Source organism: Kaistia dalseonensis, from assembly GCF_030814715.1.
GTDB classification, from domain to species: domain Bacteria; phylum Pseudomonadota; class Alphaproteobacteria; order Rhizobiales; family Kaistiaceae; genus Kaistia; species Kaistia dalseonensis.
Map to the genome: position 1 here is coordinate 39,953 of NZ_JAUSVO010000007.1, position 25,684 is coordinate 65,636.

The 25,684-nt window shown below is 66.9% G+C and carries 23 protein-coding genes; 11 read left to right on the plus strand and 12 right to left on the minus strand.

Annotated features, from left to right (window positions below):
* Together QO014_RS21925 and QO014_RS21930 are read right to left on the minus strand one after the other, a co-directional pair.
* Entirely contained in the window at nt 1-1,434 is a 1,434-nt protein-coding gene (locus QO014_RS21925; RefSeq protein WP_266350897.1) for an FAD-binding oxidoreductase, read from the minus strand.
* 160 nt (nt 1,435-1,594) lie between these two features.
* The gene (locus tag QO014_RS21930) at nt 1,595-3,316 is read right to left on the minus strand and encodes a DUF3300 domain-containing protein (RefSeq protein ID WP_266350898.1); all 1,722 of its coding nucleotides are present in this window, start codon (nt 3,314-3,316) and stop codon (nt 1,595-1,597) included.
* A 296-nt stretch (nt 3,317-3,612) separates the two neighbouring features.
* On the opposite strand from QO014_RS21930, the gene fabI reads away from it, so the two are divergent.
* Together fabI and QO014_RS21940 are read left to right on the plus strand one after the other, a co-directional pair.
* Complete coding sequence (gene fabI / locus QO014_RS21935; RefSeq protein ID WP_266350899.1) at nt 3,613-4,434, plus strand: enoyl-ACP reductase FabI; 822 nt, start codon at nt 3,613-3,615, stop codon at nt 4,432-4,434.
* Nucleotides 4,435-4,456: 22 nt separating this feature from the next.
* Complete coding sequence (locus tag QO014_RS21940; RefSeq protein WP_266350900.1) at nt 4,457-5,035, plus strand: histidine phosphatase family protein; 579 nt, start codon at nt 4,457-4,459, stop codon at nt 5,033-5,035.
* Nucleotides 5,036-5,156: 121 nt separating this feature from the next.
* Here QO014_RS21940 and QO014_RS21945 read toward each other — a convergent pair whose 3' ends face one another.
* Complete coding sequence (locus QO014_RS21945; RefSeq protein WP_266350901.1) at nt 5,157-5,435, minus strand: DUF1344 domain-containing protein; 279 nt, start codon at nt 5,433-5,435, stop codon at nt 5,157-5,159.
* 496 nt (nt 5,436-5,931) lie between these two features.
* Here QO014_RS21945 and aroC point away from each other — a divergent pair, with 496 nt between their 5' ends.
* Nucleotides 5,932-7,017 (plus strand): chorismate synthase, encoded by a 1,086-nt coding sequence (gene aroC / locus QO014_RS21950; RefSeq protein WP_266350902.1) that lies wholly within the window; start codon nt 5,932-5,934, stop codon nt 7,015-7,017.
* Between the two features lie 5 nt (nt 7,018-7,022).
* On the opposite strand, the gene QO014_RS21955 is transcribed toward aroC, so the two are convergent.
* On the minus strand, nt 7,023-7,634 hold the full coding sequence (locus tag QO014_RS21955; RefSeq protein ID WP_266350903.1) for a LysE family translocator: 612 nt from the start codon (nt 7,632-7,634) through the stop codon (nt 7,023-7,025).
* A 116-nt stretch (nt 7,635-7,750) separates the two neighbouring features.
* Between QO014_RS21955 and QO014_RS21960 the strand changes: the two genes are divergently transcribed.
* Nucleotides 7,751-7,972, plus strand: coding sequence for an antitoxin MazE family protein (locus QO014_RS21960; RefSeq protein WP_266350904.1), 222 nt, complete (start codon nt 7,751-7,753; stop codon nt 7,970-7,972).
* The gene (locus tag QO014_RS21965) at nt 7,972-8,301 is read left to right on the plus strand and encodes a type II toxin-antitoxin system PemK/MazF family toxin (protein ID WP_266350905.1); all 330 of its coding nucleotides are present in this window, start codon (nt 7,972-7,974) and stop codon (nt 8,299-8,301) included. The genes QO014_RS21960 and QO014_RS21965 overlap by 1 nt, the downstream gene beginning before the upstream one ends.
* Nucleotides 8,302-8,325: 24 nt before the next feature.
* Here the strand turns inward: QO014_RS21965 and QO014_RS21970 are convergent, their stop codons facing one another.
* Both QO014_RS21970 and QO014_RS21975 read right to left on the minus strand, forming a co-directional pair.
* Entirely contained in the window at nt 8,326-9,594 is a 1,269-nt protein-coding gene (locus tag QO014_RS21970) for a class I SAM-dependent RNA methyltransferase (protein WP_266350906.1), read from the minus strand.
* Nucleotides 9,587-10,342 carry a TlyA family RNA methyltransferase gene (locus QO014_RS21975; protein ID WP_266350907.1) on the minus strand — a complete coding sequence of 252 codons (756 nt, stop codon included), beginning with the start codon at nt 10,340-10,342 and terminating at the stop codon, nt 9,587-9,589. The genes QO014_RS21970 and QO014_RS21975 overlap by 8 nt, the downstream gene beginning before the upstream one ends.
* Before the next feature lie 141 nt (nt 10,343-10,483).
* On the opposite strand from QO014_RS21975, the gene QO014_RS21980 reads away from it, so the two are divergent.
* A complete protein-coding gene (locus QO014_RS21980) occupies nt 10,484-10,879 on the plus strand; it encodes a VOC family protein (protein ID WP_266350908.1) in 396 nt (131 codons plus the stop codon).
* A 27-nt stretch (nt 10,880-10,906) separates the two neighbouring features.
* Here QO014_RS21980 and dmeF read toward each other — a convergent pair whose 3' ends face one another.
* From dmeF to QO014_RS22000, 4 genes are all read right to left on the minus strand, one after another.
* A complete protein-coding gene (gene dmeF, locus QO014_RS21985) occupies nt 10,907-11,905 on the minus strand; it encodes a CDF family Co(II)/Ni(II) efflux transporter DmeF (protein WP_266350909.1) in 999 nt (332 codons plus the stop codon).
* A gap of 11 nt (nt 11,906-11,916) precedes the next feature.
* Complete coding sequence (locus QO014_RS21990) at nt 11,917-12,195, minus strand: metal-sensing transcriptional repressor (RefSeq protein WP_266350910.1); 279 nt, start codon at nt 12,193-12,195, stop codon at nt 11,917-11,919.
* A gap of 100 nt (nt 12,196-12,295) precedes the next feature.
* Nucleotides 12,296-16,603 (minus strand): translocation/assembly module TamB domain-containing protein, encoded by a 4,308-nt coding sequence (locus QO014_RS21995; protein WP_266350911.1) that lies wholly within the window; start codon nt 16,601-16,603, stop codon nt 12,296-12,298.
* Entirely contained in the window at nt 16,603-18,507 is a 1,905-nt protein-coding gene (locus QO014_RS22000; RefSeq protein ID WP_266350912.1) for an autotransporter assembly complex protein TamA, read from the minus strand. Before QO014_RS22000 ends, QO014_RS21995 begins: the two co-directional genes overlap by 1 nt.
* 547 nt (nt 18,508-19,054) lie before the next feature.
* On the opposite strand from QO014_RS22000, the gene sthA reads away from it, so the two are divergent.
* Nucleotides 19,055-20,449, plus strand: coding sequence for a Si-specific NAD(P)(+) transhydrogenase (gene sthA / locus QO014_RS22005; protein ID WP_266350913.1), 1,395 nt, complete (start codon nt 19,055-19,057; stop codon nt 20,447-20,449).
* A 7-nt stretch (nt 20,450-20,456) separates the two neighbouring features.
* Here sthA and QO014_RS22010 read toward each other — a convergent pair whose 3' ends face one another.
* The gene (locus QO014_RS22010; RefSeq protein ID WP_266350914.1) at nt 20,457-21,149 is read right to left on the minus strand and encodes a CBS domain-containing protein; all 693 of its coding nucleotides are present in this window, start codon (nt 21,147-21,149) and stop codon (nt 20,457-20,459) included.
* A 136-nt stretch (nt 21,150-21,285) separates the two neighbouring features.
* Here QO014_RS22010 and QO014_RS22015 point away from each other — a divergent pair, with 136 nt between their 5' ends.
* The 4 genes from QO014_RS22015 (at nt 21,286) to QO014_RS22030 (ending at nt 24,727) form a co-directional block, all read left to right on the plus strand.
* The gene (locus QO014_RS22015) at nt 21,286-22,542 is read left to right on the plus strand and encodes an MgtC/SapB family protein (RefSeq protein WP_266350915.1); all 1,257 of its coding nucleotides are present in this window, start codon (nt 21,286-21,288) and stop codon (nt 22,540-22,542) included.
* Between the two features lie 46 nt (nt 22,543-22,588).
* Nucleotides 22,589-23,572 carry a zinc-dependent alcohol dehydrogenase family protein gene (locus QO014_RS22020; protein WP_266350916.1) on the plus strand — a complete coding sequence of 328 codons (984 nt, stop codon included), beginning with the start codon at nt 22,589-22,591 and terminating at the stop codon, nt 23,570-23,572.
* 108 nt (nt 23,573-23,680) lie between these two features.
* A complete protein-coding gene (locus QO014_RS22025; RefSeq protein WP_266350917.1) occupies nt 23,681-24,103 on the plus strand; it encodes a potassium channel family protein in 423 nt (140 codons plus the stop codon).
* Nucleotides 24,104-24,220: 117 nt separating this feature from the next.
* Nucleotides 24,221-24,727 carry a DUF1993 domain-containing protein gene (locus QO014_RS22030; protein WP_266350918.1) on the plus strand — a complete coding sequence of 169 codons (507 nt, stop codon included), beginning with the start codon at nt 24,221-24,223 and terminating at the stop codon, nt 24,725-24,727.
* Between the two features lie 78 nt (nt 24,728-24,805).
* On the opposite strand, the gene QO014_RS22035 is transcribed toward QO014_RS22030, so the two are convergent.
* On the minus strand, nt 24,806-25,597 hold the full coding sequence (locus tag QO014_RS22035) for a hypothetical protein (protein ID WP_266350919.1): 792 nt from the start codon (nt 25,595-25,597) through the stop codon (nt 24,806-24,808).
* Nucleotides 25,598-25,684: the final 87 nt, after the last annotated feature.

Below are 25,684 nucleotides of genomic sequence, written 5' to 3' on the forward strand. Positions count from 1 at the left end.
CTACTCCTTTGCCGCCAGCATCTTGCCGGGGTTGAGGATGCCGTTCGGGTCGAAACTGTCCTTGATGCCGCGCATCATCGCCATGGCGACCGGGCCCTTGACGCCGGGCAGCAGGTCGCGCTTCAGCCGGCCAATGCCGTGCTCGGCCGAGATCGAGCCGCCATAGGTGGCGACGATGCCATGGACGAGCGCGTTCATCTCCTCCCAGCGTGCGAGATAGGCTTCCTTGTCGGCGCCGATCGGCTGGGAAATGTTGAAATGGATGTTGCCGTCGCCGAGATGGCCGAAGGGCACGGGCCGGCAGCCCGGCACCATCGCCTCGACCGCCGCGATCGCCTCGTCGAGAAAGGCCGGCACCTTGGCGACCGGCACCGAGACGTCGTGCTTGATCGAGCCGCCCTCGGGCTTCTGCGCCTCCGACATACCATGGCGTATGTGCCAGAAGGCCTTGGCCTCGGCGAGCGATTGCGCGATGGCGGCATCCTGCACCACGCCACGCTCGAATCCGGCCGCCAGCAGGTCCTCCAGCGTCGCCTGCGCCGTCTCGTCGGAATCACCGGATGAGATTTCCATCAGCGCATACCAGGGCGCCGGTGCGGCGAGCGGATCGCGCGTGCCGGGAATATGGCGGAGCACGAAATCCATGCCGATGCGCGGCATCAGTTCAAAGCCCGTCAGGTCATGGCCGGCGCGGTCGCGCGCCGCGCTGAAGAGGCCGAGCGCATCGGCGGGGCTCGCCAGCGCGGCAAAGGCCACTGCCTGGCCGCGCGGGCGGGGAAAGAGCTTGAGCACGGCGGCGGTGACGATGCCGAGCGTGCCCTCGCCGCCGATGAAGAGCTGCTTCAGGTCATAGCCGGTATTGTCCTTGCGCAGCGCGTTCAGCCCCTCCCAGACCCGGCCATCGGCCAGCACGACCTCGAGCCCCAGCACGAGGTCGCGCATATTGCCATAGGCGAGCACGGCCGTGCCGCCGGCATTGGTCGAGATGTTGCCGCCGATGCGGCACGAGCCTTCCGAGCCGAGGGAGAGCGGAAACAGCCGGTCGACGGTCTCGGCCGCCTTCTGCACATCGGCGAGAATGGCGCCGGCCTCGGCGGTCAGCGTGAAGCCTTCCGGGTCGACGGCGCGGATGCGCGTCATCCGGTCGAGCGAGAGCACGATCTCCGTGCCGCTCGAATCGGGCACCTGTCCGCCGACAAGGCCGGTATTGCCGCTCTGCGGCACGATCGCGATCCGCTCGGCATTGGCGAGCGCCAGGATCGCCGAGACTTCGGCGACCGATCCGGGGCGGAGCACCATCGGCGTGCTGCCGAGGAAGCGATCACGCCATTCGATCCGATAGGGCTCCGTCGCCGCAGGGTCGGTCAGCGCATGGGCCGGGCCGACAATGGCGGCGAACTGGTCGAGCAAAGCGGGGGTAGGGCGATTGAGCATGGCGGCGGGACCTTGTTTGTCGCCGCAGCAAGCAGGACGAAGGCCGCTTCGTCAACGCCCTGCGCGCGACATGCGGCGCCCGCGTCAACCGTGCCCCGTCGGGAGGGGCATGGTCGATGGCGGCGCGGGACATCCGCGCCGCCATCTGATCGCTCTGGCCTCAGCGGCAGCGGGCGTCGGTGCTGCCGGGCGGGCAATTGCGCCGCTGTTGCGTGCGGCCGCCCTGATTCTGCCGCGCGCCCTGATTGGGTCGCGCGCCCTGTTGCGGCCGGTTGCGCTGCTGCTGCGATGGCCGCGCACCCTGCTGTGGCCGCTGTTGCGGCCGACCCTGCTCAGGCCGGTTGCGCTGTGGCTGCGAGGGCCGGGCGCCTTGCTGCGGCCGCTGCTGCGGCCGGGCGCCTTGCTGGTTGCCGGGCCGCTGCTGTGGCCGCGCCCCTTGCTGCGGGCGGTTGCGCTGTGGCTGCGACGGCCTCGTGCCCTGCTGCGGGCGCTGTTGTGGACGCGCGCCCTGTTGGGGTCGGTTGCGTTGCTGCGGCCGCGATTCCGGACGCGGCCGCGCATTTTGCGGCCGGTTCGGGTTGGCCGGGCGACCCGAGGCGCCGGGCCGGTTGCTGCCCTCCGGCCGGTTGGGACGGTTCGCCCGCTCCGCCGGCCGGTTCGGCGTGTTCGGACGCTCGCCCGCATTGCCGGGACGATTGCCTGGGCGCGCAGCCGGACGCTCCGGGCGGTTGCCGGGGCGCTCCGGGCGCGCATTCGGCCGCTCGGGCCGCATCACGGGACGGTCTGGCCGGTTTGGCCGCGCCTCTGGACGTCCGGGACGGTTGCTCGGGCGATCGCCGGGCCTGTTGCCTGGCCGGCTGCCGGGACGGTCAGGACGCGTCACCGGGCGGTCGGGTCGCCAGGCGCCGGGCCGATAGACGGGTCGGCCGGGCCGATTGTTCCAGCCGGGCGAGACATACCAGTTGTTCTGGACCCAGACCTGGTTCCAACCCCGGTTGTTCCAGCCGCGATTGTTCCATCCCCAGCTATTGTTCCACGCCGAGCCGACGAGCACGCCCGTGCCGAAGATGAGCGCGCCAGTGGCGGCGGTGTTGAACACGGTCGCCGGATTATAGACCGGCACATAGATCCGCTCCGGATCAGCCGGCGCGATATAGATGACGCGCGGCGCGTTCGGCTCCTGGCGGACTGTCACCACCTGTTGCGGCGTCGTCTTGAGATTGCCGACCGTTTCGGCCTGCGCGCGCAGCGACTGGATGACGGCGGCGACATCGCCCGGCTGGTTGGCAAAGGCGGTTCCGAGTGATTCCGTCCAGTCGAGATGATCATTCAGCATCTCGATCACATCGGGAAAGCGCAGCAGCGCGACGACGGCGGCGTCGAGCCCCAATTCGTCCGCGCTCGAAAAGTCGCCCTTCGCCGCGGCTTCCGGATTGTCGTAGAGCCAGTGTTCGGCATGGATCAGTTGCAGCGGGTCCGTGCTCGCCGGCAGGATCAGCGCAAGCAGCGTGTCGGGATAGAGCGCGATCGGCCCGAACAGATATTCGAGTTCCGAGAACGAATAGGCGGGCGGCGCCGGTGTCACGGCGGGCGCATTCGGGGGCGCCGGCGTGGCAATGGCGGGCGCAGCCTTGTCCGCGACGGGCGCCTCGGCCGCGTTTGGTGCAGCCTCGGGCGCAGGCGGGACGATGGCGGGCTTTTCGGCCGTCTCGGCCTGCGCCTGCGCCGCCTTGGCGTCGGCCGCTGCCGTTTCCGCTAGCACGGGATAGATCGTCGTGCTCCAGAAGAAGAGCGCCGCTACGCCGACGCGGGCATATTTGCCCGTCCCGCGCCACGTCTTCTCTTGCGGCGGTCTCTTTGCTCCGCTTGGCTGTTCCGCCATGGTGGCCTCCCTTGGTTGAACCGATGATCGAGCGTTAGCGCTTCGCCTTGATGGCTGAAAGCGCAAGGTGGCGCGGCCGCTGGCAAACGATCGATTTTGGGACGGGGGGAGGATCGATGGAACGGCACGACAAGACGGCGCGGCCGGGCTTCCCCGACGGCAATCCTTCCAATTCGCCCGCTTTCCGCAACAGCCTTACATCGAGAGTGATGGACAAGCCCGTCCTTCGCCTTGAAGCGGCATAGTCGCTGTGTCATAGGAGGCGCGCCTCCGGACGCTACGAAGAGGGAACAGGCATGGTTGTTGAAGCAGGCGGTTTGATGAAGGGAAAGCGCGGGCTCGTCATGGGCGTCGCGAACAACCGGTCGATCGCCTGGGGCATCGCCAAGGCCTGTCACGATCACGGCGCCGAACTCGCCTTCACCTATCAGGGCGATGCGCTGAAGAAGCGCGTCGAGCCGCTCGCGGCCGAACTGGACGCGCTGGTGGTCGGCCATTGTGACGTCACCGATGGCGCCTCGATCGATGCGGTCTTCGCCGAGATCGAGAAGCAGTGGGGCAAGCTCGATTTCCTCGTCCATGCCATTGGCTTTTCCGACAAGGACGAATTGACCGGTCGCTTTGTCGATACGACCGAGGGCAATTTCACCAAGACCATGCTGATCTCGGTCTATTCGCTGACGGCCGTGACGCAGCGGGCCGAAAAGCTGATGACCGATGGTGGCTCGGTGCTGACGCTGACCTATTACGGTGCCGAGAAGGTCATGCCGAACTACAACGTTATGGGTGTCGCCAAGGCCGCGCTCGAGGCGAGCGTGCAATATCTGGCGGTCGATCTCGGCCCGAAGAACATTCGCGTCAACGCCATCTCCGCCGGCCCGATCAAGACGCTGGCGGCATCCGGCATCGGCGATTTCCGCTACATCCTCAAGTGGAACGAATATAACGCGCCGCTGCGCCGCACGGTCACGACGGAGGAGGTCGGCGATTCCGGCGTCTATTTCCTGTCGGATCTGTCGCGCGCCGTGACCGGCGAGATCCACCATGTCGATTCCGGCTATCATGTCGTCGGCATGAAGGCGGTCGACGCGCCGGATATCTCGGTCGTCAAGGACTGACATTCGCATAACGAGGTGCGCGGTGCCGATAATCGTCTTCATCCGGCACGGCGAGACCGACTGGAATGTCGAAGGCCGTTTCCAGGGCCAGCGCGACATTCCCCTGAATGCGCGCGGCCGTGGCCAGGCCCGCCGTAACGGCCTGACGCTCGCCGACATCATGCCCGAAACGAAGGATTTCGATTTCGTGGCGAGCCCGCTCGGCCGCACGCGCGAGACGATGGAGATCGTGCGCGGCGCGATGGGGCTGGACCCCTCTCTCTACCGGCAGGACCCGACTCTGAAGGAAATCACCTTCGGCCAGTGGGAGGGCTTCACCGGCCCCGAGCTGAAGGCGCTTTTTCCCGAGCGCGTGCATGAGCGCGAAGCCGACAAATGGGATTTCGTGCCGCCGGGTGGCGAGAGCTACGCCATGCTCTCCATGCGCATCAAGGGCTGGCTCGACGGCATCGACACCGACACGGTGGTCGTATCGCATGGCGGCGTCTGCCGCGTGCTGCGTGGACTGCTGCTGAAGCTCGACCCTTCGGTGACGCCGATGCTGGACGTGCCGCAGGACAAGGTCTTCGTCTGGAACGGCCAGGCTGCCGGCTGGATCTGAAGCGGGCGCCGGCGCTTTTGGCGCCCCGTCATGCACGGCCTGAAAAGGGAACGGCGCCCGGGTGGGGTAATCCGGGCGCCGTCGGAGTGAGTCGGTCTAGGCTTGGAGGTCAGGAACCAACTCAATTACTGTCGTTGTTGTCATGAGCCTCGCGATGCGGGTTGAAGGCGCCGACGCCCTGTCCCTGGCCGCGATAGGTCACTGCGATCGGCTGGCCGGGCAGGATGCCACGCAGCACCAGACTGTTCGCGAACGTGAAGGTCTCTCCCGTGTCGAGAACCAGCGTTCCGGATGTCGCGTTCACGCTCTGCACGGTGCCCTCGGTCTGGGAGGCGGCCACTGCGCCCGCCGTGGAGCCAATAAACGCGGCCAGGGCCGCGGCGATCATAAGGTGGCGCATTGTGTTTGCTCCGGCGTCTCTTCTTGTTCTCATCCGGGACGAAGCCAATCCGAGCTGCGCGCCTGCTCAGGATATGCATCGTTCCATGCCGGAATTTGGTCATTGTGACCCAAGCTGCAATTCACAAGGAAGTGAACGAAATGGCCCTTGAGAAATCATCCGGGGCATCACTTGACATTTCTTGAGATGGAAATTCCGGTCGCAACCGGATTGATGCGCCATAAAGGAATTTTGTTCCCAATACCGGCTCTGAATCACAAGTTTGTGACTGTTGGATAAGCTGATGATAGCGTTGCTTATAATCAAGAATATGGATTGTCAGTCCGGCTCATCCCCACGCCAATTGTTCCCCTGAGTCGCGCCTTGTGCGACGTCCCCTGACGGCGGCGGAGCGTGGGCGTTCGGGCCATCCGACAGCGGTTGATGCGCGCGGGGTTTGACGTCGGCGCACCATCTTTCTAGAACCGGGGCCGATCCTCGGAGTCCGGTTCCCGCCATGTCGCATAATACGTTCGGCCATCTGTTTCGCGTCACGACCTGGGGCGAGAGCCACGGGCCTGCGCTCGGCGCCGTCGTCGATGGCTGTCCGCCGCGGATCGCGATCTCCGAGGCCGAGATCCAGTCCTGGCTCGACAAGCGCAAACCCGGGCAATCGCGATTCACCACGCAGCGTCGCGAGCCAGACGAGGTGCGCATCCTCTCCGGCGTGCTGCCGCAGGAAGACGGCACCTTGCTCACCACGGGCACGCCGATCGCGCTCGAGATCCAGAATGTCGACCAGCGCTCCAAGGACTATGGTGACATCAAGGATCGTTACCGGCCTGGCCATGCCGATTTCACCTATGACGTCAAATACGGCATTCGCGATTATCGCGGCGGCGGACGCTCCTCCGCGCGCGAGACGGCGGCGCGGGTCGCGGCCGGCGCCATTGCACGCAAGATCGTGCCGGGCGTCTCCGTGCGCGGCGCGCTGGTCCAGATCGGGCCGCACAAGATCGATCGCAACCGCTGGAACTGGAACGAGATCGACCAGAACCCGTTCTTCTGCCCCGACGCCGAGACGGCGAAGCTGTGGGAAGACTATCTCGACGGCATCCGCAAGGCCGGCTCCTCCGTCGGCGCCGTGATCGAGATCATCGCCGAAGGCGTTCCCGCCGGCCTCGGCGCGCCGATCTATGCCAAGCTCGATCAGGACATTGCCAGCCTCCTGATGTCGATCAACGCCGTCAAGGGCGTCGAGATCGGCGAGGGCTTCGACGCGGCCGCGCTCACCGGCGAGGAAAATGCCGACGAGATGCGGATGGGCAATGACGGCAAGCCGCTCTTTCTCTCAAACCATGCCGGCGGCATTCTCGGCGGCATTTCGACCGGCCAGCCGATCGTCGCCCGCTTCGCCGTCAAGCCGACCTCGTCGATCCTGACGACGCGCCGCTCGATCACGGCGCAGGGCGAGGAAGTGGACGTCATGACCAAAGGCCGCCACGATCCTTGCGTCGGCATCCGCGCGGTGCCGATCGGCGAGGCGATGGTCGCCTGCGCGATCGCCGATCACTATCTGCGCCATCGCGCGCAGAACGGCTGAGAAATCTACCGGGCCGCGACAACCGCCACGCCCGCACCGACCAGCGTGCCGCCCGCGACACGGTTGACGGTGCGGACTGTCTTCGGGTCGCGCAGCAGCCGCCGGGCGCGGCTTGCGAGCAGCACATGGCCGCCGACCACCACGATCTCGACGGCGATGATGACCATAGCCAGTTCCGCGACGTCCCGCGGCGCCAGATGCGCGCCGACAATGTTGGGCAGCAGCGCGACATAGAAGAGCGGCATCTTCGGATTGCCGAGATTGAGCGCCACGCCCGTCGCGAAGGTCGGAAGCAGGCTTTGCCGCTGAACCATGGCGGGATCCGGCACGACCGGCTCGGCGCGCCAGAGGCGGATCCCCATCCAGACGAGATAGGCCGCGCCGGCATAGCGCAGCACGGCCATCAGCGTGCCCATCTCGGCAGCGATCAGCGACAGGCCGAAGGCGGCGAGCGCCAGGAAGACCAGAATGCCGACCGATGTGCCGGCGCCATAGGCGACGCCTGAGGCTGCGCCCTGCGTGATCGTCCGCGCGACGATGGTCATGTTGTCGGGCCCGGGGCTCGCCGCGAAGACGAAGAAGGCGGCGGCAAAGGCGAGCAGAGTGGCGATGTCCAAGACGCGTTCCTTCGCTGATGCGGTCCAGCGGTTGGTTGGGCCCGGGCTGTCATCCTCGATCCCTTGCGAGAGCCGCCGATCAACGCCTATGTTACATGTAATCCGAGGAGGGATCGATGAGCCCTGCCGAAAAGCGTAAGGCCAACCGCGAAAGAGTCCAGGCGCATCGTGCCCGCATGCGGGCGCAGGGGATGAAGCTCGTCCAGATCTGGGTGCACGATACCAGTTCACCCGAATACCTCGCCGAGGCGCGGCGCCAGTCTTTGCTCGTCGCTCAAAGTCCGCACGAGGCGGAGGAGCAGGCGTTCATCGATGAAATCTCTTATCTGAAATTCTAATGAGTCGCGGCGAAGTCTGGACCGTTGCTGGTGGTCCTGACTACGCCAGCAAGCCGCGACCGGTAGTCATCCTTCAGAGCGACGCTTTCGCGGCGATCGATTCTGTAACGATATGCCCTATCACCAGTAATTTGGCCGACGCAGCATTCGTTCGTTTACTCATCGAGCCGTCGGCAGAAAATGGGTTGCGAACTCCGTCAGACCTCATGGTCGACAAGATCACGACCGTGCCACGGTCAAAGCTCGGCAAGCGGATTGGTCGGCTTGGAGAGAACGAGATGAAAAGGCTTGGCGAGGCCGTGGTCGAATTTCTCGCTCTTTCAATCTAAACCGGCGGTCCCGGCGTTTCGGCCTCAACTCAGCCTCACCGGTCTCGCCGTCGGCCCGCTCTTGCGCGCCAGTTCGAACTCCGCCACCACCTCGACATGGCCCGACCAGAGGAACTGGTCGACCGGGGTGACCCTGGTCAGCCGATAGCCGCCATCGATCAGGATGCGCGCGTCGCGGGCGAGTGTCGCCGGGTTGCAGGAAACGGCGACGATCTTCGGCACGGTCGATTTCGCCAGCATCTCCGATTGCGCCTTGGCGCCGGCCCGCGGCGGATCGAACACCACCGCGCCGAACGGCTTCAGCTCCGGCGGCGCCATCGGATTGACGAAGAGATCGCGGCGGCGCGCGGTGATCGTCTTGATGCCCTTGGAAAAGCGCATGGAGCGATCGAGCGCCTGCAGCAGAATCGTATCGCCCTCGACCGCCAGCACGGGCGCGCGTCTGGCGAGGCGGAGCGTGAAGGTGCCGATACCGGAGAAAAGATCGGCCACGGGCGTGGCCTTGCCGACCGCCGCATCGACGAGACGGGCGAGCGCGGTCTCCGAGGGCGCTGTCGCCTGCAGGAAGCCCGAGGGCGTCGGATAGAGCAGCGCGGCGTCGGTGCGAATCTCGGGCACGCGGCTCATGAAGATCTGCGCGCCATTGACCGTCAGTCGCGCGACGATGCCATCGGTCGAATGCCGGCCGAGCGCCTCGTAATCGGCCCGGCTCGGCGTCTTGACCTCGTCGAGCGCGACGTCGAGGCCGTTATCCGTCGCGATGACGGTCATGCGGCCGCGTTTGCCCCGTTCCAGCAGGCGATCGGCGAGATGGGCGAGGCGTTCCCGCCGCGTCTCGATCTCGGGCACCAGCAGCGGACATTCCTCGATCGCGAGCACGTCATGGCTTTCGCGCCGGTGGAAGCCGAGAACCGTCCCGCTATCGGTCTTGATCAGCGAGAACACCGCTCGCCGCCGCGTATGCGGGCCGACGGGCACGATCGGCGCGATCTCGGTCTCGATGCCGCGCTGCTGGAAGGCGGTGGCGACGAGGCCGCGCTTCCAGTCCTGGTAGGGTTCCGCCGCCCAATGCTGGATCGTGCAGCCGCCGCAGACGGTGAAGTGGCGGCAGGCCGGCGCGGTCCGCTCGGGGCTCGGGGTGACGATATCGACCAGATGGCCGCGCTCGCCCTCGATCTCAACCGCGACGGTTTCACCGGGCAGCGTGAACGGGACATAGACGCGGCCCGAGGTGGTTTCGGCGATGCCGTCGCCCTCATGGCCGATCGATGTGATGGTGAGCGTCTCAGCCACGGGCTGTCTCCTTGCGCGCGCCGAGCAGGAATTCGCGGTTGCCGTCGCCCCCCTCGATCGGCGAGGGGATGAGTCCGTCGACGATCCAGCCTTCCTCCTCCGCGATCCAGCGCGCGATGGCCTCGGCGGCAGCTTCGCCTTCCTGTGCGAAGCGCACGATGCCGCCCTTGCCTATGCCGCCCTTGCCGACCTCGAATTGCGGCTTCACCAGGATGATCGCCCAGCTGCCCGGCGCGGCGAGCTCGAGTGCCGGCGGCAAGGCGAGGCGGAGCGAGATGAAGGAGACGTCGCAGACGATGGCGTCGAACGGTTCGCCGATATCATCCTCGATCAGGTCGCGCGCATTGAGCCCTTCGCTGGCCTTGACGCGCGGATCGGCCGCGATCTTCGGATGCATCTGGTCGTGGCCGACATCGATCGCGTGGACGCGTTCGACGCCGCGCTCGAGCAGAACCTGCGTGAAGCCGCCGGTCGAGGCGCCGACATCGAGCGCGATGCGGCCGGCCGGGTCATAGCCGAAATGACCGAGCCCACCGACGAGCTTCAGCGCGGCGCGCGAGACATAGGCGGCGGCGGGATCGTCGATCGCGAGTTCCGCATCGGACGGGACGGAGAGGGAGGGCTTGTCGACGGCGCGGCCGTCGACGCGGACATGGCCGCGCAATATGGCGTCGCGCGCCCGGGCGCGGCTCTCGACGAGGCCACGCGCGACGAGCGCCTGGTCGAGGCGGAGTGTGGTGCTGTTCATGCCGGACTGATGGCCTCTGCGGTGGCGCAGTGCAAGCGCTATCGCCGATTTCGGCGGCGATCGGGGGCCATCCTGTCGGAAATCCCCGCCGCCGCCCGTCCTTTGGTCGCGGCGCAGGCGGCGTTGCAGGAGGTCACCATCATGCTCAAGACGGCAAGCTCACTGAAGTCGGCGACCGCGATCGCGACGGTCGCCGTGCGCGATCTCGAGGCGGCGCGGCTATTCTATGAAGGCACGCTCGGCCTCACACCGGAGGCCGGCAGCGAGCCCGGCACGGTCACCTATCGCACCGGCGCATCGTCGTTGCTGGTCTATCCCTCGCCATTCGCCGGCACCAACCAGGCGACGAGCGTCACCTGGGATCTCGGCGACGATATCAAGGCCGTCGTTTCCGCCCTGCGCGGCCGGGGCGTCGCCTTCGCGCATTATGATATGCCCGGCATGCGGCGCGCGGAGGATATCCACGTCAGCGATCACATGAAGGCGGCCTGGTTCAAGGATCCCGACGGCAATTTCCATGCGCTGGTCGGGCGCTGAGCCCGGCCGGCCGCGTTCCTTCAGACGTCAGGGCGCCGCCCGCGCGGCGTTGACCTCGACGGTCACATGGGAGAGGCCATGGATGCCGGAGAGCGCTGTCTTGTAATGCGCGGGCTCGGCCGGCGTCGCTGTGACGAGACTGATCACGGCGGCATGGTGGCCCGGACCGACGCGCCATAGATGCAGGTCGGTGACATGATCGCCGCCCCGCTCCAGCCGGGCGCGAACGGCCGCGTCGAGGCCCGTGCCGGGCGCCGCATCGACCAGTATGGCGCCGCTCTCGCGCAGCAGGCTGATCGACCAGCTCGCAATCAGCACGGCGCCGAGCACGCCGATCGCCGGATCGAGCCAGACCCAGCCGAGAAAACGCCCGGCCACCAGCGCGCCGATCGCCAGCACGGAGGTCATCGCATCGGCGGCGACATGGAGATAGGCGGCGCGCAGATTATGGTCGCGCGCTTCATGATGATGGTGATGGCCGTGATCGTGGGAGCCATGGTCGTGCCCGTGCCCATGTCCGTGCCCATGAGCATGGCCGTGGTCGCCATGATCATGGCCCTCATGCAGCAGCGTGACACTGACGAGGTTCACGAAGAGGCCGATCACGGCGATCAGGATCGCCTGTTCGAAATGGATCGTCACCGGGCTTGCGAAGCGCCAGAGCGAATCCGCCGCGATCAGCAGCGCGACGACGCCGAGCACGACCGCGCTCGCAAAGGCGGCGAGATCGCCGATCTTGCCGGTGCCGAAGCTGAAGGCGGGGTCATGCGCATGGCGGCGGGCATAGCGATAGGCGAGCGCCGCGACCAGCAGCGCGCCGGCATGGGTCGACATATGGAAGCCGTCGGCGAGCAGCGCCATCGAGCCATAGAAATAGCCCGCCACGATCTCGATGATCATGGTGGCGGCGGTGATGGCGACCACGATCAGCGTGCGGCGCTGGTTGCGGTCATGCCGGGCGCCGAGAAAGACATGGTCGTGCGCGAGTCCGTCTGGGTGCGGGATATGCTGGGCGAGACCGGACATGGCGGCCCTCCTCAAAGATATTTGCTGATTTCCTTGATCTCGGCGACCAGGGCCCGCGCCTCGGCCGGCAGCGGGCCAGCGGCGTTGCCGGCGACATGGCCGAGATGCTCGTCGATATGATGATGGATCAAGGTGCGCTTGGTCATCTCCAGCGCCTTGATTACGGCCTGCATCTGCTGGGTGATGGCCAGGCAGTCGCGCCCATCCTCCACCATCGCAACGACACTGGCCAGATGCCCGGCCGCCCGGCGCAGCCGCTTCAGGATTTCCGGATTGTTCGCATGAGACATGGGGCTATCCTATCCAGGGGGAGGGGATAAGGGAAGGCAATATTCGCCAAGCGGGCGGAGGCTGTCATGCGTTCGGCATGACAGCCTCCGCCGTCCGATCTCAATAGTCCCACTGCGCGCCGAGGCCGAGTTCGTTGGAGCCGTCGGCGCCGGCGGCGCCCTGGAGGCGGATGTTGCGGGTGACGTCGACATCGACCGTCACCTTGCCGGAGGCGGCGGTCGGGCCCTGCTTGGCGCCGATATAGATGCGGTCGTTCAGTCGCTTGCCGATGCCGACATTGCCGGACGTGTCGACATCGAGCGAATCGACACCGAGCGAGCGACGGACGCTGTCGAGCACGCCCGGGCCGCCGCCCGAGAACTGCGCGATCGCCTGGGCCACCTGCAGCGCTTGGCTCGTATTCAGCGTCGAGACGGAGCGGCCGAACAGGATGCGCGAGAGCACTTCGTCCTCAGGCAGGGTCGGCGAAGAACTGAAGCTCACCTCCGGCGCCGAGGCGCGGCCGGAGACGATGATGTTCGCCGTCACCTCATTGCTGGTCGTGGTCGCGGTGAAATTGAGCGCCGGGTCGGTATTGCCCTCGAAGGCCACCCTGCCTTCCGTGAAATCGAGCCGGCGGCCGAGCACGTCGAAGCGGCCGCGCCGGAGTTCGAAGCCGCCGAGCGTGACCGGGGCGGCCGTGGTGCCGCGCACCGTCAGCTCGCCGCCGAATTCCGCGTCAATGCCCATGCCGCGCACGAACACGCCGTTTGCGGCCGCGATGGCGAGGTCGAGATCCGCGACGAAGGCGGGTGTCGCGCGGCCACGGGCGCCGGCCTTGGCGCGAGCCTGCGAGGCGGCGCGCAGGCCCGCCTGCGCCGATTGCTGCGCGCCACGGGTGTTGACATGGCGGACCGTCAGCGGATCGAGGCCACCCGGCAGTTTGTCGGCGATGTTGATGTCGAGATTGCGCACATCGATCCGTCCGGCGATCTTCGGCCGCGTCGTGACCGGGCCGTCTATGGTCAGCCGGCCATCGGCGATCAGCCGCACGAGGTCGCTCGAAAGCAGCGTGGCCCGCTGCATGTTGATCTGGATCGAGGCCGGGAAGCCGCGCGCCGGGTCGAGCGCGATGTTGCCGCTGCCGGAGATCTGGCCGGCATTCGGCGTCTGCGCGGTCAGCGTCGTGACCTGGATCGCGCGGTCCGTTCCGGTCAGGACGGCCTGGATGTTGGTGAGCGTGACGCCGTTGACCGAATCGATAAAGGTCGCGCCCGCGACACGCACCGTGCCGGAGACGGCCGGGGCCGCCGCAGTGCCACGCAATGTCGCGTCGATCGTCGCCTTGCCGCGCACTGTCGAGCCCGAGGTCGCGAGCGCCGTATTGGCAATGGCGAGATCGATTGCGCCGGCAATGCGCACATCCATCGTTCCGGCGGCGATCGGCACCGAACCACGAACGGTCAGGCCCTCGAGACGCGGACCATTGATCGTCGCGTCGACCCGGACCTGCCCGCCGCCGAGCGTGCCGTTTGCCGCAATGTCGAACGGTCCCGCGCCCTGATTGGCGATCGCGGCATTGGAGAGCTTGGCGATGTTGAGCTGATACGTGCCGTTCGGGGCCGTGGCCGGGCCGCTCAACCGCGCATTGCCGGAAAGCGTGCCGCGCAGGTCCAGCGTCGGCGCCGCGAGAGAAGCGAGCGCCAGCGGCAGGGCGCGTATGTCGACGGTCAGGTCCAGCGTCTGGCCGGCGCGTCCGCTGACGGTGACATTGCCGTTGCCGCTGGTGGTGAGCGCCAGCCGGTCGATCGCCACGCTGCTGCCCGAGAGCGTCAGATTGGCGGGCGAGGAGAGGGTGATGGTGGTCGGGCCCTTGGCGGCGCGGAATTGATCGAGGCGGATGCGCATGTCGCTGCCCGCCGGCGCGATATTGGCGCGCGCATTGATCGACGCGCCGAGGAGCGCGGTATCGAGCGTGACATCGGTGGCAGTGCCCGCGCTTTTGGCGGTGATGACGGCGTTTTCGATCCGCTGATCACCGGCCGTAACGCCAGCCAGCGTCACCTTGCCGTCGATCCTGGGCACGCCGGCCGGGTTCACGACGCGCGCATCGATATCGGCACGGTCGAGGCGGTTGCCGGCAAAGACGATATCCTGCGCCCGGCCATTGACCGCGACGCGCTGCACGCCATTGACCGCATCGAGCACGATGGTGGTATCGAGCCGGCCGCGAATATCGGTCAGGATCAGCGCCGAGAGATCGGCCAGGTTGCCGGCCGCGACCGTGAAGCGGCCATCGACGATGCCGTTCGCGCCGATGCCGGCCGCGCCCTGCGCGCGGACGCTGCCGATCGTGAAGTCGAGATCGTCGACGCGCTGGCCGGTCCCGCCGACCGCGAAGCGCGCGCTGCCCGTTGCCGGCTTGCCGGCGATGCGGCCGTCGAGCTTGACCGAGCCGGAGGGCTTGCCGGTCAGGTCGGCGAGATCGACCGCGAGGTGCAGGTTCTCGATCGTCTTGTCCATCGCCTTCGCCGAGGCAATGTCGATCGTGCCGGCAAGGCCCAGCGCGTCGAGCCCGCCGGAGAAGCGCAACTCGGCATTGGCGCCGCCGGAGACGCGCGGATCGAGGCGATTGAGATTGGCGAGCTTCAATTTGGCGGTCAGGTCGGCGGTTGCCTGCTGGATGCCGCCATTGACGGTCAGGTCGAGCCCGCTCGCCACCAGCGTCAGCCCGTTGACCGTGATGCTCCCGTCAGCCGAGCGCGCCACGGCGCCCCTGATCGTGCTGCGGCCGGCGAAAAAGCCGTCCACGGTCGGGATGCCGGTCGCGACCTTGTCGGCGGTGCCGTTCACGTCGAGCGCGACCTTCGCAAAATCGGCGCCGGTATCGACGGTTCCTTCGAGCGCGACCGTGCCGGAGAGCGGACGGCCGGCGAGCGCGGAGAAGGCGATGAGGTCGAGGCGGTTCAGATGCAGCGCGCCGGCGACGGATTTCGGCGTCGCGGTACCCTCGAAGGCGAGATCGACCGGCGTCAGCGCGATGGTCGCGCGGGTCAGGGCCGGCCCATTGGCGCCGGTCGAGCCAGCCGCGGAGAATGTGCCGGATTGGCCCAGCGCCGCCGCAACCTTGGGATCGCTCGCCGAGAGGCCCGACGCCGTGCCGTCGACTGTGAAGGCGAGGCCGCCCGCCTGTGGCGTCGTCTTGGCGACGACATTCAGGTTCTGCGCGCCATAGCCCTTGCCGGACAGGCCCTGAGCGGTCAGCGTGGCGTTGACGGCGGGCGCCACGAAGGCGCCGGAGATGGCGGCATTGAGGCGCCAGCCCGACCAGGTGATGCCGGGTGCGAAGGAGGCGAAGCGGGCCGGGTCGCCGCCGACGAGGTCGAAGGTGATGTCGGCGGTCTTGGCTTCGGTATCGAGGCTGCCGACCAGTGCCAGCCCGAAGCCGGCGGCGGAGAGGTTCAGGCCCTCGATCGCGACCTTGCGATCATCCTGCACCACGGCCGAGCCGACGACGGTGGTGTGGTCGTCGAAGAGGGGACGGACGCTGGCCGGGACGAGGCCCGCGACCGCGCCACCGAGATCGAGCATGATGCGGCGGCCGTTCTCGACGCGGCGCACCGCGCCCGTGCCCTCGATGCGGCCGGCGTTGGCGGCGTCGAGCACGAGCTTGCCGTTCCAGTCGTCGAGCGGGGCGCTGCCTTTGATCGAGAGCGAAAGCGGCGGCAGCCCCTCGATCGCGGCGAGCCGTGCGACCAAGCCGCCTTCCGGTTCCGAGGCGGTGACATCGAGGACGAGCGTATCCTTGCCGCTGTCCTGGCCGGGATCGGGAATGAAGCGCACGCGGCCCTTGATCTCGCCCGGCGCGTCCTTGCGCAGGACGGCGAAATTGAGCGCGAGGCCCTGCGCCGGGTCGACCAACTGGGCGGAGGCCTGCAGGCCGAGCGTCGCCGGCATGCCGAGGACGGGCTCGCCGAGCGCGATCTCGCCGATATCGAGCGAGCCGAGAATGACACGCAGCATGGGAATGCCCGAGCCCGACGTGCTGGTGCTGGTGTCGGGCGCGGCCGCCGGCAGAACCGGGCGGCGGGCGAGCGACACGCGATCTGCGCCGAGGCGCTCGACATCGATCGTCCCGCTCAGCAGTGCCAGCGGATGCCAGGCGAGCGCGAGCCCGTCGACTTCCCCGAACACGCCCTCGCTATCGGCGAGCGTCACACGCTCGACGCCCATGGTGGTCGGGATGAAGCCACTCAGCCCTTCGATCGTGACGGTGAGGCCGTTGCTGCTCGCCATCCGGCCTGCGAAATCGGCCAGCATGCGCTTGCCCGCGCTGGTCTGGATGGCCGCGAACAGGCCGATCGCAACCACGAGCACGACGATCAGCGCTATGCCGATCCAGCTCAATATGATGCGGGCGATTTTCATCAGAAGGCCTGTCCGAGACTGAGATAGACGCCGTAGCCCGTCTGGTCGGGGCCGGGATTGACCGGGATGGCCACATCGAGGCGCACCGGACCCACGGCCGTATAATAGCGCAATCCGACGCCGACGCCGACGCCGAGATCGTTCAGGTCCGGCACGTCGCCGGACGAGGCCGTGCCAACATCGACGAAGGGCACGATGCCGATCGTATCGGTGATCTTGATGCGCGCCTCCGCGGAGGCGGTGAGGAACGAAAGGCCGCCGATAATATCGCCCTGCGCATTGTGCGGGCTCTGCGACTGGTAGTCGAAGCCGCGCAGCGTGCCGCCACCGCCGACATAGAAGCGCCGCTGCGGCGGCACGTCGAGCAGGTCGGCGCCGAAGATCGTGCCGGCCTGGACGCGTGCGGCGAAGATATAGCGCTTGTCCTCGTCGAAGGCGCGATAGGCCGAGAGCGAGCCCTTGAACATCATGGCGCCCGCGCCGGCCTGGCCGAGCTCCGCGAAGGGCTCGAACACGCCATTGGCGCGGATGCCCTTGGAGGGATCGAAGACATTGTCGGTCGTGTCGTAATTGACCTCGATCGGAACGCCGATGATCGGATAATCATCCTCGCCCGTGCTGCTCCAGACCTTGGAGGCTTCGAGGTCGAGGCCGATCTGGCCCCAGAGCTGTTCGTTGAAATTGCGCTTGATGCCCGCCTGGAAGGTCGCCGCCTCGCGGATATAGGCGCTGGTGATCTCGCGGAAGACGGAGGCCTGCGCAACGAGATCATCGATCGGGGTCAGGATGCCCGGCTTGCCGAAGGTCGCGCTGAAGCGATAGCCGAACGGATCGGCATCGGGCATGAAGTTCGGGAGCGTGGTCGCCCAGGAGACCTGGGCGTCGAGACGCAGCGTCTCGGCGCCGCCGAACAGGTTGCGATGGCCCCAGAAGCCGTTGATCGACGCGCCGTCCGTCGTATCGTATTTCGCACCAAAGCCGACATAGCGCGGCTTGCGCTCGGTGACGTCGATCGCGATCGGCAGGCGGCCGCTGGCATCGACCTTCTCCCCCTCGACGATGCGCACGCCCGATATGGCTTCATATTTGAGCAGCGAGCGGCGGGTATCGGCGAGCCGTTTCGGCGAGAACATCTCGCCCGGTATGATCCGAACGCGTTCCTCGACGAAGGAACGCCGCAGCTTGTCCGTGCCGGAGACCGTGACCGGCCCGAATTCGACCGCCGGCCCGATCTGCACGTAATAGATCACGTCGACCGTGTTGGTCGCGTGATCGGCTGTCACGTCCTTGTCCTCGATCTTCGCGAAGGCGTGGCCCTGGTCGCGATAGAAATCCGTGATGCGGCTCTCGGCCGCGACGATCGTGTTGGAGAGCGCGGGGTCGCCTGTGATCAGGCCGAGGCTCTTCAGCGTCGGCGCCATGGCGACCGGCTTGCCGCTATCGGCATAGAGGATCTTCACGTCGCCGAAATGGAACAGCGGGCCGGGCGCGACATCGACCTGCACCAGGACCGGGCCTGCGACACGGGCCGCCTCGATCGTGGCGAGTGCGTCGGGCGATTCGACCGCGCGGCCGGCGACCGTGATGACGATCGATCCACCATAATAGCCGGCCGCATAGAGAGCGGCGGTGATCTGGTCGATATCGGAGCGGGCGCGCCGCAACAGGCCGGCAGCGCCGGAGGGCGGCGAGCGGCGGAGCGATTGCAGGTTGGACGCGGCGATGACCGAGCGGCGCACCGAGCGCGGCGCATCGGCGACGTTGATCGTCACCTTGTAGGGAACAGCGTCGAGGACAGGCTCCTGCTTGGAGCCGCCGAAGAGATTGCGAATACTCTGGAAGAAGCCGCCATCATCGGCGAAGGCCAGAGTCGGACCAGCCGTGGCGAGCATCAGCGCCAGCACCGCGCTTCGCCGCAGCCCCGCACGACGCTTCCTGCCGCAAGGTCTCGTCGCCGCTTCTTTCAACCGAACGCTCACACATGCACCGACGAAATTAGACTTGCCTTCACCATACAAGACAGTTTCGTGTGACCTTGCGGTTAAAATTGCGTTTGCAGCAACTGTCCGACGGTAATTTCAACTCCCGTAGCGCCGGAATTCATGCTCCGCCGGGCCTTTGATTTGTCGGTCCGTCGCAATCCTTGTCGCCTCGTCCCACGCGCCTCAACGCTCAACGGCGTCGATCTCGGATCGATCCGGGGCGAATCGAGATGCCCTCCGCGCTGCGATCACAGGCGCTGGACTGCCTCATTTCGCGGCAATTGTCTTCCGGATTTGTGAGGCGGCGGCACATTCGCGCGCGGTCTGCGCTGGCACTCAACATGCATCCTCCAGCGGGTGAAAAGGTCTTTCACCGTCTTGTCATCAGACCCGACCACATTCGCGCCGATGATCGCCCCGAACCGTCCCGCCGGCTGAACCTCATGCGACATTCTGGAGATCCGACGCCATGACCGACTTCGACATGATCGTCATTGGCAGCGGGCCTTCCGGGCGCCGCGCGGCGGTGCAGTCGGCCAAGCTCGGCAAGTCCGTGCTGGTGGTCGAGAAGGGCAGGCGGGTCGGCGGCGTCTCGGTGCACACCGGCACCATTCCGTCCAAGACGCTGCGCGAGACGGTACTCAACCTCTCGGGCTGGCGCGAGCGCGGCTTTTATGGCCGCTCCTATCGCGTCAAGCAGGACATCCAGGCGTCCGACCTGCTCGCCCGTCTGCACAAGACGCTCGATCACGAGGTCGAGGTGCTGGAGCACCAGTTCAGCCGCAACGCGGTCAAGACCGCGATCGGCGAGGCGCGGTTCGTCGGGCCGCACGAGATCGAAGTCACCTCCGACAAGGACGAGAAGCGGGTCTATCGCGCCGCCCATGTGCTGATCGCCTGCGGCACGCGGCCGTTCAGGCCCGATTACGTGCCCTTCAACGGAACATCCGTGTTCGACAGCGACGAGATCATCGAGCTGCCGCACCTTCCGCGCAGCCTGACCGTCATCGGCGCGGGCGTCATCGGCGTTGAATATGCCACGATCTTCTCGGCGCTCGACGTGGCGGTCACGCTGATCGAGCCGCGCAACAGCTTCCTCGATTTCATCGACAAGGAACTGATCGAGGAATTCGTGCATGAACTGCGCGATCGCAACGTCGCGCTTCGCCTGGGCGCCGCGGTCAATTCGATCGAACTCGGCGAAGGTGGCCGTGCGATCACCAAGCTCGCCGACGGTCGCGTCGTTTCCAGCGAGATGCTGCTCTTCGCCGCCGGCCGCGTCGGCGCTACCGACCGGCTCAATCTGGAGGCGGTCGGGCTCGCCACAGACCATCGCGGCCGCATCGTCGTCGAGCCGAACACGTTGCAGACCTCGGTCCCGCACATCTACGCCGCCGGCGACGTGATCGGCTTTCCGAGCCTCGCCTCGACATCGATGGAGCAGGGCCGCGTCGCCGCCTGCCACGCCTTCGGCCTCGCGCCGCCGCCGCCGCCGGAATTCTTTCCCTATGGCATCTATTCCGTGCCGGAGATTTCGACCGTGGGCATGACGGAGGAAGAGGTCCGCAAACGCGAGATCCCCTATGAATGCGGTATTGCCCGCTTCCGCGAGACGTCGCGCGGCCACATCATGGGCCTCAATAACGGCATGATGAAAATGATCTTTTCGACCCGTACACGCCGCCTGCTGGGCGTGCACATCGTGGGCGAAGGCGCGACGGAGCTGATCCATATCGGCCAGGCCGTGCTCAATCTGAAGGGTACGATCGATTATTTCATCGAGAACACGTTCAACTATCCGACCCTCGCCGAGGCCTACAAGATCGCCGGCCTCGACGCCTGGAATCGAATGGTCAGGAACTGAGGCCCGCTCAGTCGACCAGCGCTTCGAAGGGCTCCTTGGCGTGGGTGTGGTCCTCGACCGAGACCACGCCGGGCACGTTCATGGCCGCGATCTTGAGCGCGTTGCGCTCGGCTTCCGACCCGACCGGTCCCCAGTAATGCACCACGCCCTCGATCACGACGACATTGTACTCGCCGATCGAGAACCATGGCTGGTCCTTGAGCTCCTCGACGAGGCGGGCGCGGATTTCGCGGTCGGTTTCGTTCGCCTTGCGGCCGGATTCGCTGGCGACGAGCGCGCGCAGTATGTCGGCGCGGCTTACGATGCCGACTGGCTTTTCGCCTTCGCAGACGATCGCGCGCTTGATGCCCCAGCCTGTCAGTTGCGCGACGATCTCGGGCACGGTCGCTTCCGGGCGGATGCGCACGACATAGCGCGTCATGATGTCGGCGGCGGTCTGGCCGTGGCGGCGCGCATAATCGTCGGCGAGCTGCTCCTTGGAGACGAACCAGCGCAGCCACCACGGATCCGGCTTGTCGTCGATCGGCTCGGCGCGGGGCATCAGGTTTGCTTCGCTGACGATGCCGACCAGCCGCCCCTTGTCGTCGACCACCGCGACGGCGCTGATCTTCTTTTGCAGCAGCAGTTCGGCGATCTCGAGAACACTGGTCGTCGGGCTTACCGTGATGAGCGGATGGCTCATGATGTCGCGCGCTTGCATCGTGCTTCCTCCGGGATCGCAGATTGTTCCGTCTGATCTTGTCGTAGCGTATCGTCGGGATAGCTCCTTGATTTGGGTCAAGGGTCGGCCGGTATGATCATCTATGGATGATGCCCGGATCTTGATCGGCGCGGCGATGGATATTGAACTTCTCTTCCGGCTCGCGACCGCATTGGCGATCGGCCTGATCGTCGGGCTGGAGCGCGGATGGCAGGAGCGCGACGCGCCCTCCGGCAGCCGGACGGCGGGCATCCGCACCTATGGTCTTTCCGCCTTTCTCGGCGCCGCCGCGGCCTTGCTGGCCCGGACAGTCGACAGCATGGCGCTGCTCGCCACCATCTTCGCGCTTTACGCCGTCATCTTCGCCGCTTTCAAATATCGCGAGGACATGAACGACGGCACGTTCAGCGTCACCGGCGTGATCGCGGCGCTGCTGGTCTTCGTGCTCGGCGCCATGGCCGTCCTGTTCGATCCCCGTATCGCGGCGGCAGCCGGCGTGGCGACCGCCGGCCTGCTCGCAAGCCGCACCGTGCTCCATGCGATGCTGACGCGGATCACCTGGCCGGAGCTGCGCTCGGCGCTGCTCCTGCTCGGCATGAGCGTCATCGTGCTGCCGATCCTGCCCAACCGGGCGATCGACCCGCTCGGCGCCATCAATCCCTACGAGATCTGGCTCTTCATGGTGCTGACCGCGAGCGTGTCGTTCTTCGGCCACGTCGCAACGCGAATTCTGGGCGAGACCAAGGGGCTCCTCGTCAGCGTCGCGGCCGGCGCGATCGTATCCTCCACGGCGGTGACGCTGGTGCTCGCCCGGCGGGCGCAGCAGGAAGCTGCGGTGGCGCGCCTCGCCGGCGCCGCCCTGATGGCCGGCATGATCTCCGCGATGCGCACGCTGGTGATCCTGACCATCGTCAAGCCCGCGCTGGCGCTGGCGGTGCTGCCGGCGGCCGGCACATTGGCGCTCGCGCTCGGGCTCGGCGCGTTCCTGCTGATCGCGCGGACCGATGCAGGCAGCGACCAGGGAACGCCGCCGGCGACACGCAACCCGTTCGATCTCGGCCCGCTGCTCCTCTTCGCCGCGTCCTTTGCGCTTGTATCCGCCGTCACGGCGCTGCTTGCCGGCCGCTTCGGCACCGGCGGGCTCTATCTGACGACCGCGACGGTGAGCCTTGCCGACGTCGACATAGCGGTGCTGAACATGGCGCGGCTCGCCGGTGGCTCGATCGCGATGGCGGTCGCGACGACCGGCGTCCTGCTCGCGCTGGGCGTCAACGCGCTGGCGCGGACAGCCTATGCCGGGGTCTTCGGCCCGCCTGCCTTCAGCCTGCGCGTCGCATCGGGCACGATCGGCGCGCTTGCCTTGGCCGGTCTTGTGCTGTGGGTGACATCGTGATGGGCCATGCCATGATCTTCCAGCGAACATCCGGGGTAAAGCGGCCATGAAAGCCATGATTCTCGAGCATCAGCAGGCGCCGCTCGTTCTGAGTGAGATCGCAAAGCCGGTCGCAGGTCCGGGGCAGATCGTGGTGCGCGTGCTCGCCTGCGGCGTCTGCCGCACCGATCTGCACGTCGTCGACGGCGATCTGAAACATCCGAAGCTGCCGCTCGTTCCGGGTCACGAGGTGGTGGGGCGTGTCGAGACGATCGGCGCCGGTGTCAGTGGCTTCGCCATAGGCGAGCGTGTCGGCATTCCCTGGCTCGGCCATGTCTGCGGCCACTGCGCCTATTGCCGCGAGGGCAGGGAAAACCTCTGCGATACGCCGGGCTTCACTGGCTACGACATCGATGGCGGTTATGCTGAGTTCGCACGGGCCGAGGCGGACTACTGCTTCCACCTGCCCGGGCAATATTCAGACGTCGAGGCGGCGCCGCTGCTCTGCGCCGGCCTGATCGGCTATCGCTCGTTCCGGATGGCCGGCCCCGGCAGGCGCCTCGGCCTCTACGGCTTTGGCGCCGCAGCCCACATCATCGCGCAGGTGGCGGTCGCGGAAGGCCGGGAGATCTACGCCTTCACCTCGCCCGGCGATGTCGAGGCGCAGGAATTCGCCCGCCGCTTCGGCGCAGTCTGGGCCGGCGGCTCCACCGAGGTGCCGCCGGAACTGCTCGATGCGGCGATCATCTTCGCGCCGGTCGGCGCGCTGGTGCCGGCGGCGTTGCGTGTGCTGCGCAAGGGCGGCCGTGTCGTCTGCGCAGGCATCCATATGAGCGACATTCCGGCCTTTCCCTATGAGATCCTGTGGGAGGAGCGGCAGATCATGTCGGTCGCCAATCTGACGCGGCAGGACGGGCTCGACTTCATGGCGCTGGCCGGGCGGACGAAGATCGTGACGCAGACGACGCCTTATCCGCTCGAACGAGCCAATGAGGCGCTTGCCGACCTGCGCTCCGGCCGCCTCGAAGGCGCGGCCGTGCTACTGCCCTAGACACCGGGCCATCGAAGCCCCCTTGACCGTCGGCGCCTCCGGCCTCTATGGCGACTGCGCCGACCCCGTGCGGGATGCGGCGTTCACGCATTGAGGGGCGGCGCCGGCATGTTGGCTCAGATCGCGATCGGAACGGCGATCATCCTCCTGACCATCGCCGTCCACTCCGTTTGGACGGTTCTGGTTCACCATGTCGCGCATTGGCAGGCCGAGCGGATCCGCCATTTCCGTGGCCGCGTCTATATCATGGTCGGCGTCGTCGCCGTGCTGATGATGGCCCATTTCGTCGAGATCTTCATCTGGTCGGTGACCTATGCCGTCGTCGGCGTAACGCCGGCGGGAAAGAGCGATCTCTATTTCGCCTTCGTGAATTATACGACACTCGGGTATGGCGATATCCTGCCAGTTCCCGCCTGGCAGTTGCTCGGCCCCATGACGGCGGCAAGCGGCATCCTGCTCTTTGGCTGGTCGACCGCCGTGATCATGCAGGTCCTGCGCATCGCCTTGCCCGACACCTATGCCACCAAGTGACGTCATCTCGTCTGCTTGAAAGCGGGCGCCGGCGCACCTAGTTCCGCAGCGCCTTCAACTTGCCGGACGCCACGCGCCGGGTAGCTTCACAATCGTCCCTTCCAAGAGGAACTCTCCATGCCGCTCACCATGTATGAGGCGTCCGTGCCCGTGTTCATCCGGGCCTTCGGCAATCTCTCCGCGATCCTCGACAAGGGGCTCGCCTTTGCCGAAGAGCAGGGGATCGATCCGGCGGAGCTGGTCCAGACGCGGCTGATCGACGACATGCATCCGCTCGCGGCGCAGATCCAGCGCGCCAGCGACACCGCCAAGGGCTGCGCGTCGCGCCTTTCCGGCATTGCGGCGCCGGCGATGGAGGATAACGAGGCCACCTTCGCCGATCTGAAGGCGCGCATCGCCAGGACGGTCGAGTTCCTGAATTCGGTGCCCGCCGAAGCCTTCGAAGGCAGCGAGACGCGACCGGTGGTCATGGGCTCGCGCACGACCTCCCACACCTTCGAAGGCAAGACCTATCTGTTGCAGCATGCGCTGCCGAACTTCTTCTTCCACGTCACGACCGCCTACGCGATTCTGCGTCAGAAGGGCGTACCGATCGGCAAGGCCGATTATCTCGGCCCACGCTGAAGCGCACCCGCCAGAAGCGGCCTGAATAGGGAAGCGGCCCCGTCTCGATGAGACGGGGCCGCTCGATTCCTGACGAGATCAACCGGGCCGTGGGGCGGAACCGGGCTGAACGCCTTCATCAGGAATTTGGGGGGCAGGCGGTCCGCCGGCCGGCTCATGGCCTGGGCCGCCGGGCTCGAACACGCCCTGATCGTCATCGGCCGGCTGATCGTCACCGTCCGGCGCTGCAAACGCACCGTCGGGTCCCGGGCCGCGCCATTCCGGACCATCCGGCCCGGGCCGATCGAAGCCGGGGCCACCGGGTCCCGGCCGGCCCGGACCGAAACCCGGCCCGCGACCATGCGGCGGACCCATTCTCAGATCGACCGTGGCGAGGCGGGCGAGCTGGTCGGGCGAGAGCTTGGCCTGCAATGCCTCGATCGCCTTGCCGAGCGTCGCGGCCTTTGCCGCGCGGTCGTTGACGGCGTTGATGAGCTGCCGCTCGCGCGCGAACGCCTTTGCCTCGGCACCGGGCGCCGGGTTTTCCGGCGGAGGCGGCGGCTGGAGCAGGGCGAGCAGCGCGTCCGTATAGTCGCGCCACGCGTCGAGTTGTTCCGACCGGATGCCGACCAGCGTTTCCGCAGCGGCGAGCTGGCGGGCCAGCATCATGCCCGGTGCGGGGCGGGGACGCTCCATGCGCGGCCATTCGGAGCGGCCGGGACGTCCCGGCGCCGGGCCCTGGTCGGCCTGGGCGATGACCGTGGGCGCGGGCAGCGCGGGCCGGCCATGGGCGCATCCTGTGGAATCGGCCGCCGACGCCGTCAGGGCAGCGATACTCGTCGCCGTGACGAGACCGAGCGCGGCCACGGATGCCTTCCAACTGCGTTTCATCAAAAGCTCCCTGATTTGTTGAATGCAGGGCCAAGCTACAGAGCCGTCGTTTCGTGCCTTCGTCTTTGCATTGCCGAGCATTATGGG

What these genes read in the sequence shown, in the direction of transcription:
- QO014_RS21925 (WP_266350897.1), bottom strand. Translation starts at nt 1,434, where the DNA reads ATGCTCAATCGCCCTACCCCCGCTTTGCTCGACCAGTTCGCCGCCATT.
- QO014_RS21930 (WP_266350898.1), bottom strand. Translation starts at nt 3,316, where the DNA reads ATGGCGGAACAGCCAAGCGGAGCAAAGAGACCGCCGCAAGAGAAGACG.
- fabI (WP_266350899.1), top strand. Translation starts at nt 3,613, where the DNA reads ATGGTTGTTGAAGCAGGCGGTTTGATGAAGGGAAAGCGCGGGCTCGTC.
- QO014_RS21945 (WP_266350901.1), bottom strand. Translation starts at nt 5,435, where the DNA reads ATGCGCCACCTTATGATCGCCGCGGCCCTGGCCGCGTTTATTGGCTCC.
- aroC (WP_266350902.1), top strand. Translation starts at nt 5,932, where the DNA reads ATGTCGCATAATACGTTCGGCCATCTGTTTCGCGTCACGACCTGGGGC.
- QO014_RS21960 (WP_266350904.1), top strand. Translation starts at nt 7,751, where the DNA reads ATGAGCCCTGCCGAAAAGCGTAAGGCCAACCGCGAAAGAGTCCAGGCG.
- QO014_RS21965 (WP_266350905.1), top strand. Translation starts at nt 7,972, where the DNA reads ATGAGTCGCGGCGAAGTCTGGACCGTTGCTGGTGGTCCTGACTACGCC.
- QO014_RS21975 (WP_266350907.1), bottom strand. Translation starts at nt 10,342, where the DNA reads ATGAACAGCACCACACTCCGCCTCGACCAGGCGCTCGTCGCGCGTGGC.
- QO014_RS21980 (WP_266350908.1), top strand. Translation starts at nt 10,484, where the DNA reads ATGCTCAAGACGGCAAGCTCACTGAAGTCGGCGACCGCGATCGCGACG.
- dmeF (WP_266350909.1), bottom strand. Translation starts at nt 11,905, where the DNA reads ATGTCCGGTCTCGCCCAGCATATCCCGCACCCAGACGGACTCGCGCAC.
- QO014_RS21990 (WP_266350910.1), bottom strand. Translation starts at nt 12,195, where the DNA reads ATGTCTCATGCGAACAATCCGGAAATCCTGAAGCGGCTGCGCCGGGCG.
- QO014_RS21995 (WP_266350911.1), bottom strand. Translation starts at nt 16,603, where the DNA reads ATGAAAATCGCCCGCATCATATTGAGCTGGATCGGCATAGCGCTGATC.
- sthA (WP_266350913.1), top strand. Translation starts at nt 19,055, where the DNA reads ATGACCGACTTCGACATGATCGTCATTGGCAGCGGGCCTTCCGGGCGC.
- QO014_RS22010 (WP_266350914.1), bottom strand. Translation starts at nt 21,149, where the DNA reads ATGCAAGCGCGCGACATCATGAGCCATCCGCTCATCACGGTAAGCCCG.
- QO014_RS22015 (WP_266350915.1), top strand. Translation starts at nt 21,286, where the DNA reads ATGGATATTGAACTTCTCTTCCGGCTCGCGACCGCATTGGCGATCGGC.
- QO014_RS22020 (WP_266350916.1), top strand. Translation starts at nt 22,589, where the DNA reads ATGAAAGCCATGATTCTCGAGCATCAGCAGGCGCCGCTCGTTCTGAGT.
- QO014_RS22025 (WP_266350917.1), top strand. Translation starts at nt 23,681, where the DNA reads ATGTTGGCTCAGATCGCGATCGGAACGGCGATCATCCTCCTGACCATC.
- QO014_RS22030 (WP_266350918.1), top strand. Translation starts at nt 24,221, where the DNA reads ATGCCGCTCACCATGTATGAGGCGTCCGTGCCCGTGTTCATCCGGGCC.
- QO014_RS22035 (WP_266350919.1), bottom strand. Translation starts at nt 25,597, where the DNA reads ATGAAACGCAGTTGGAAGGCATCCGTGGCCGCGCTCGGTCTCGTCACG.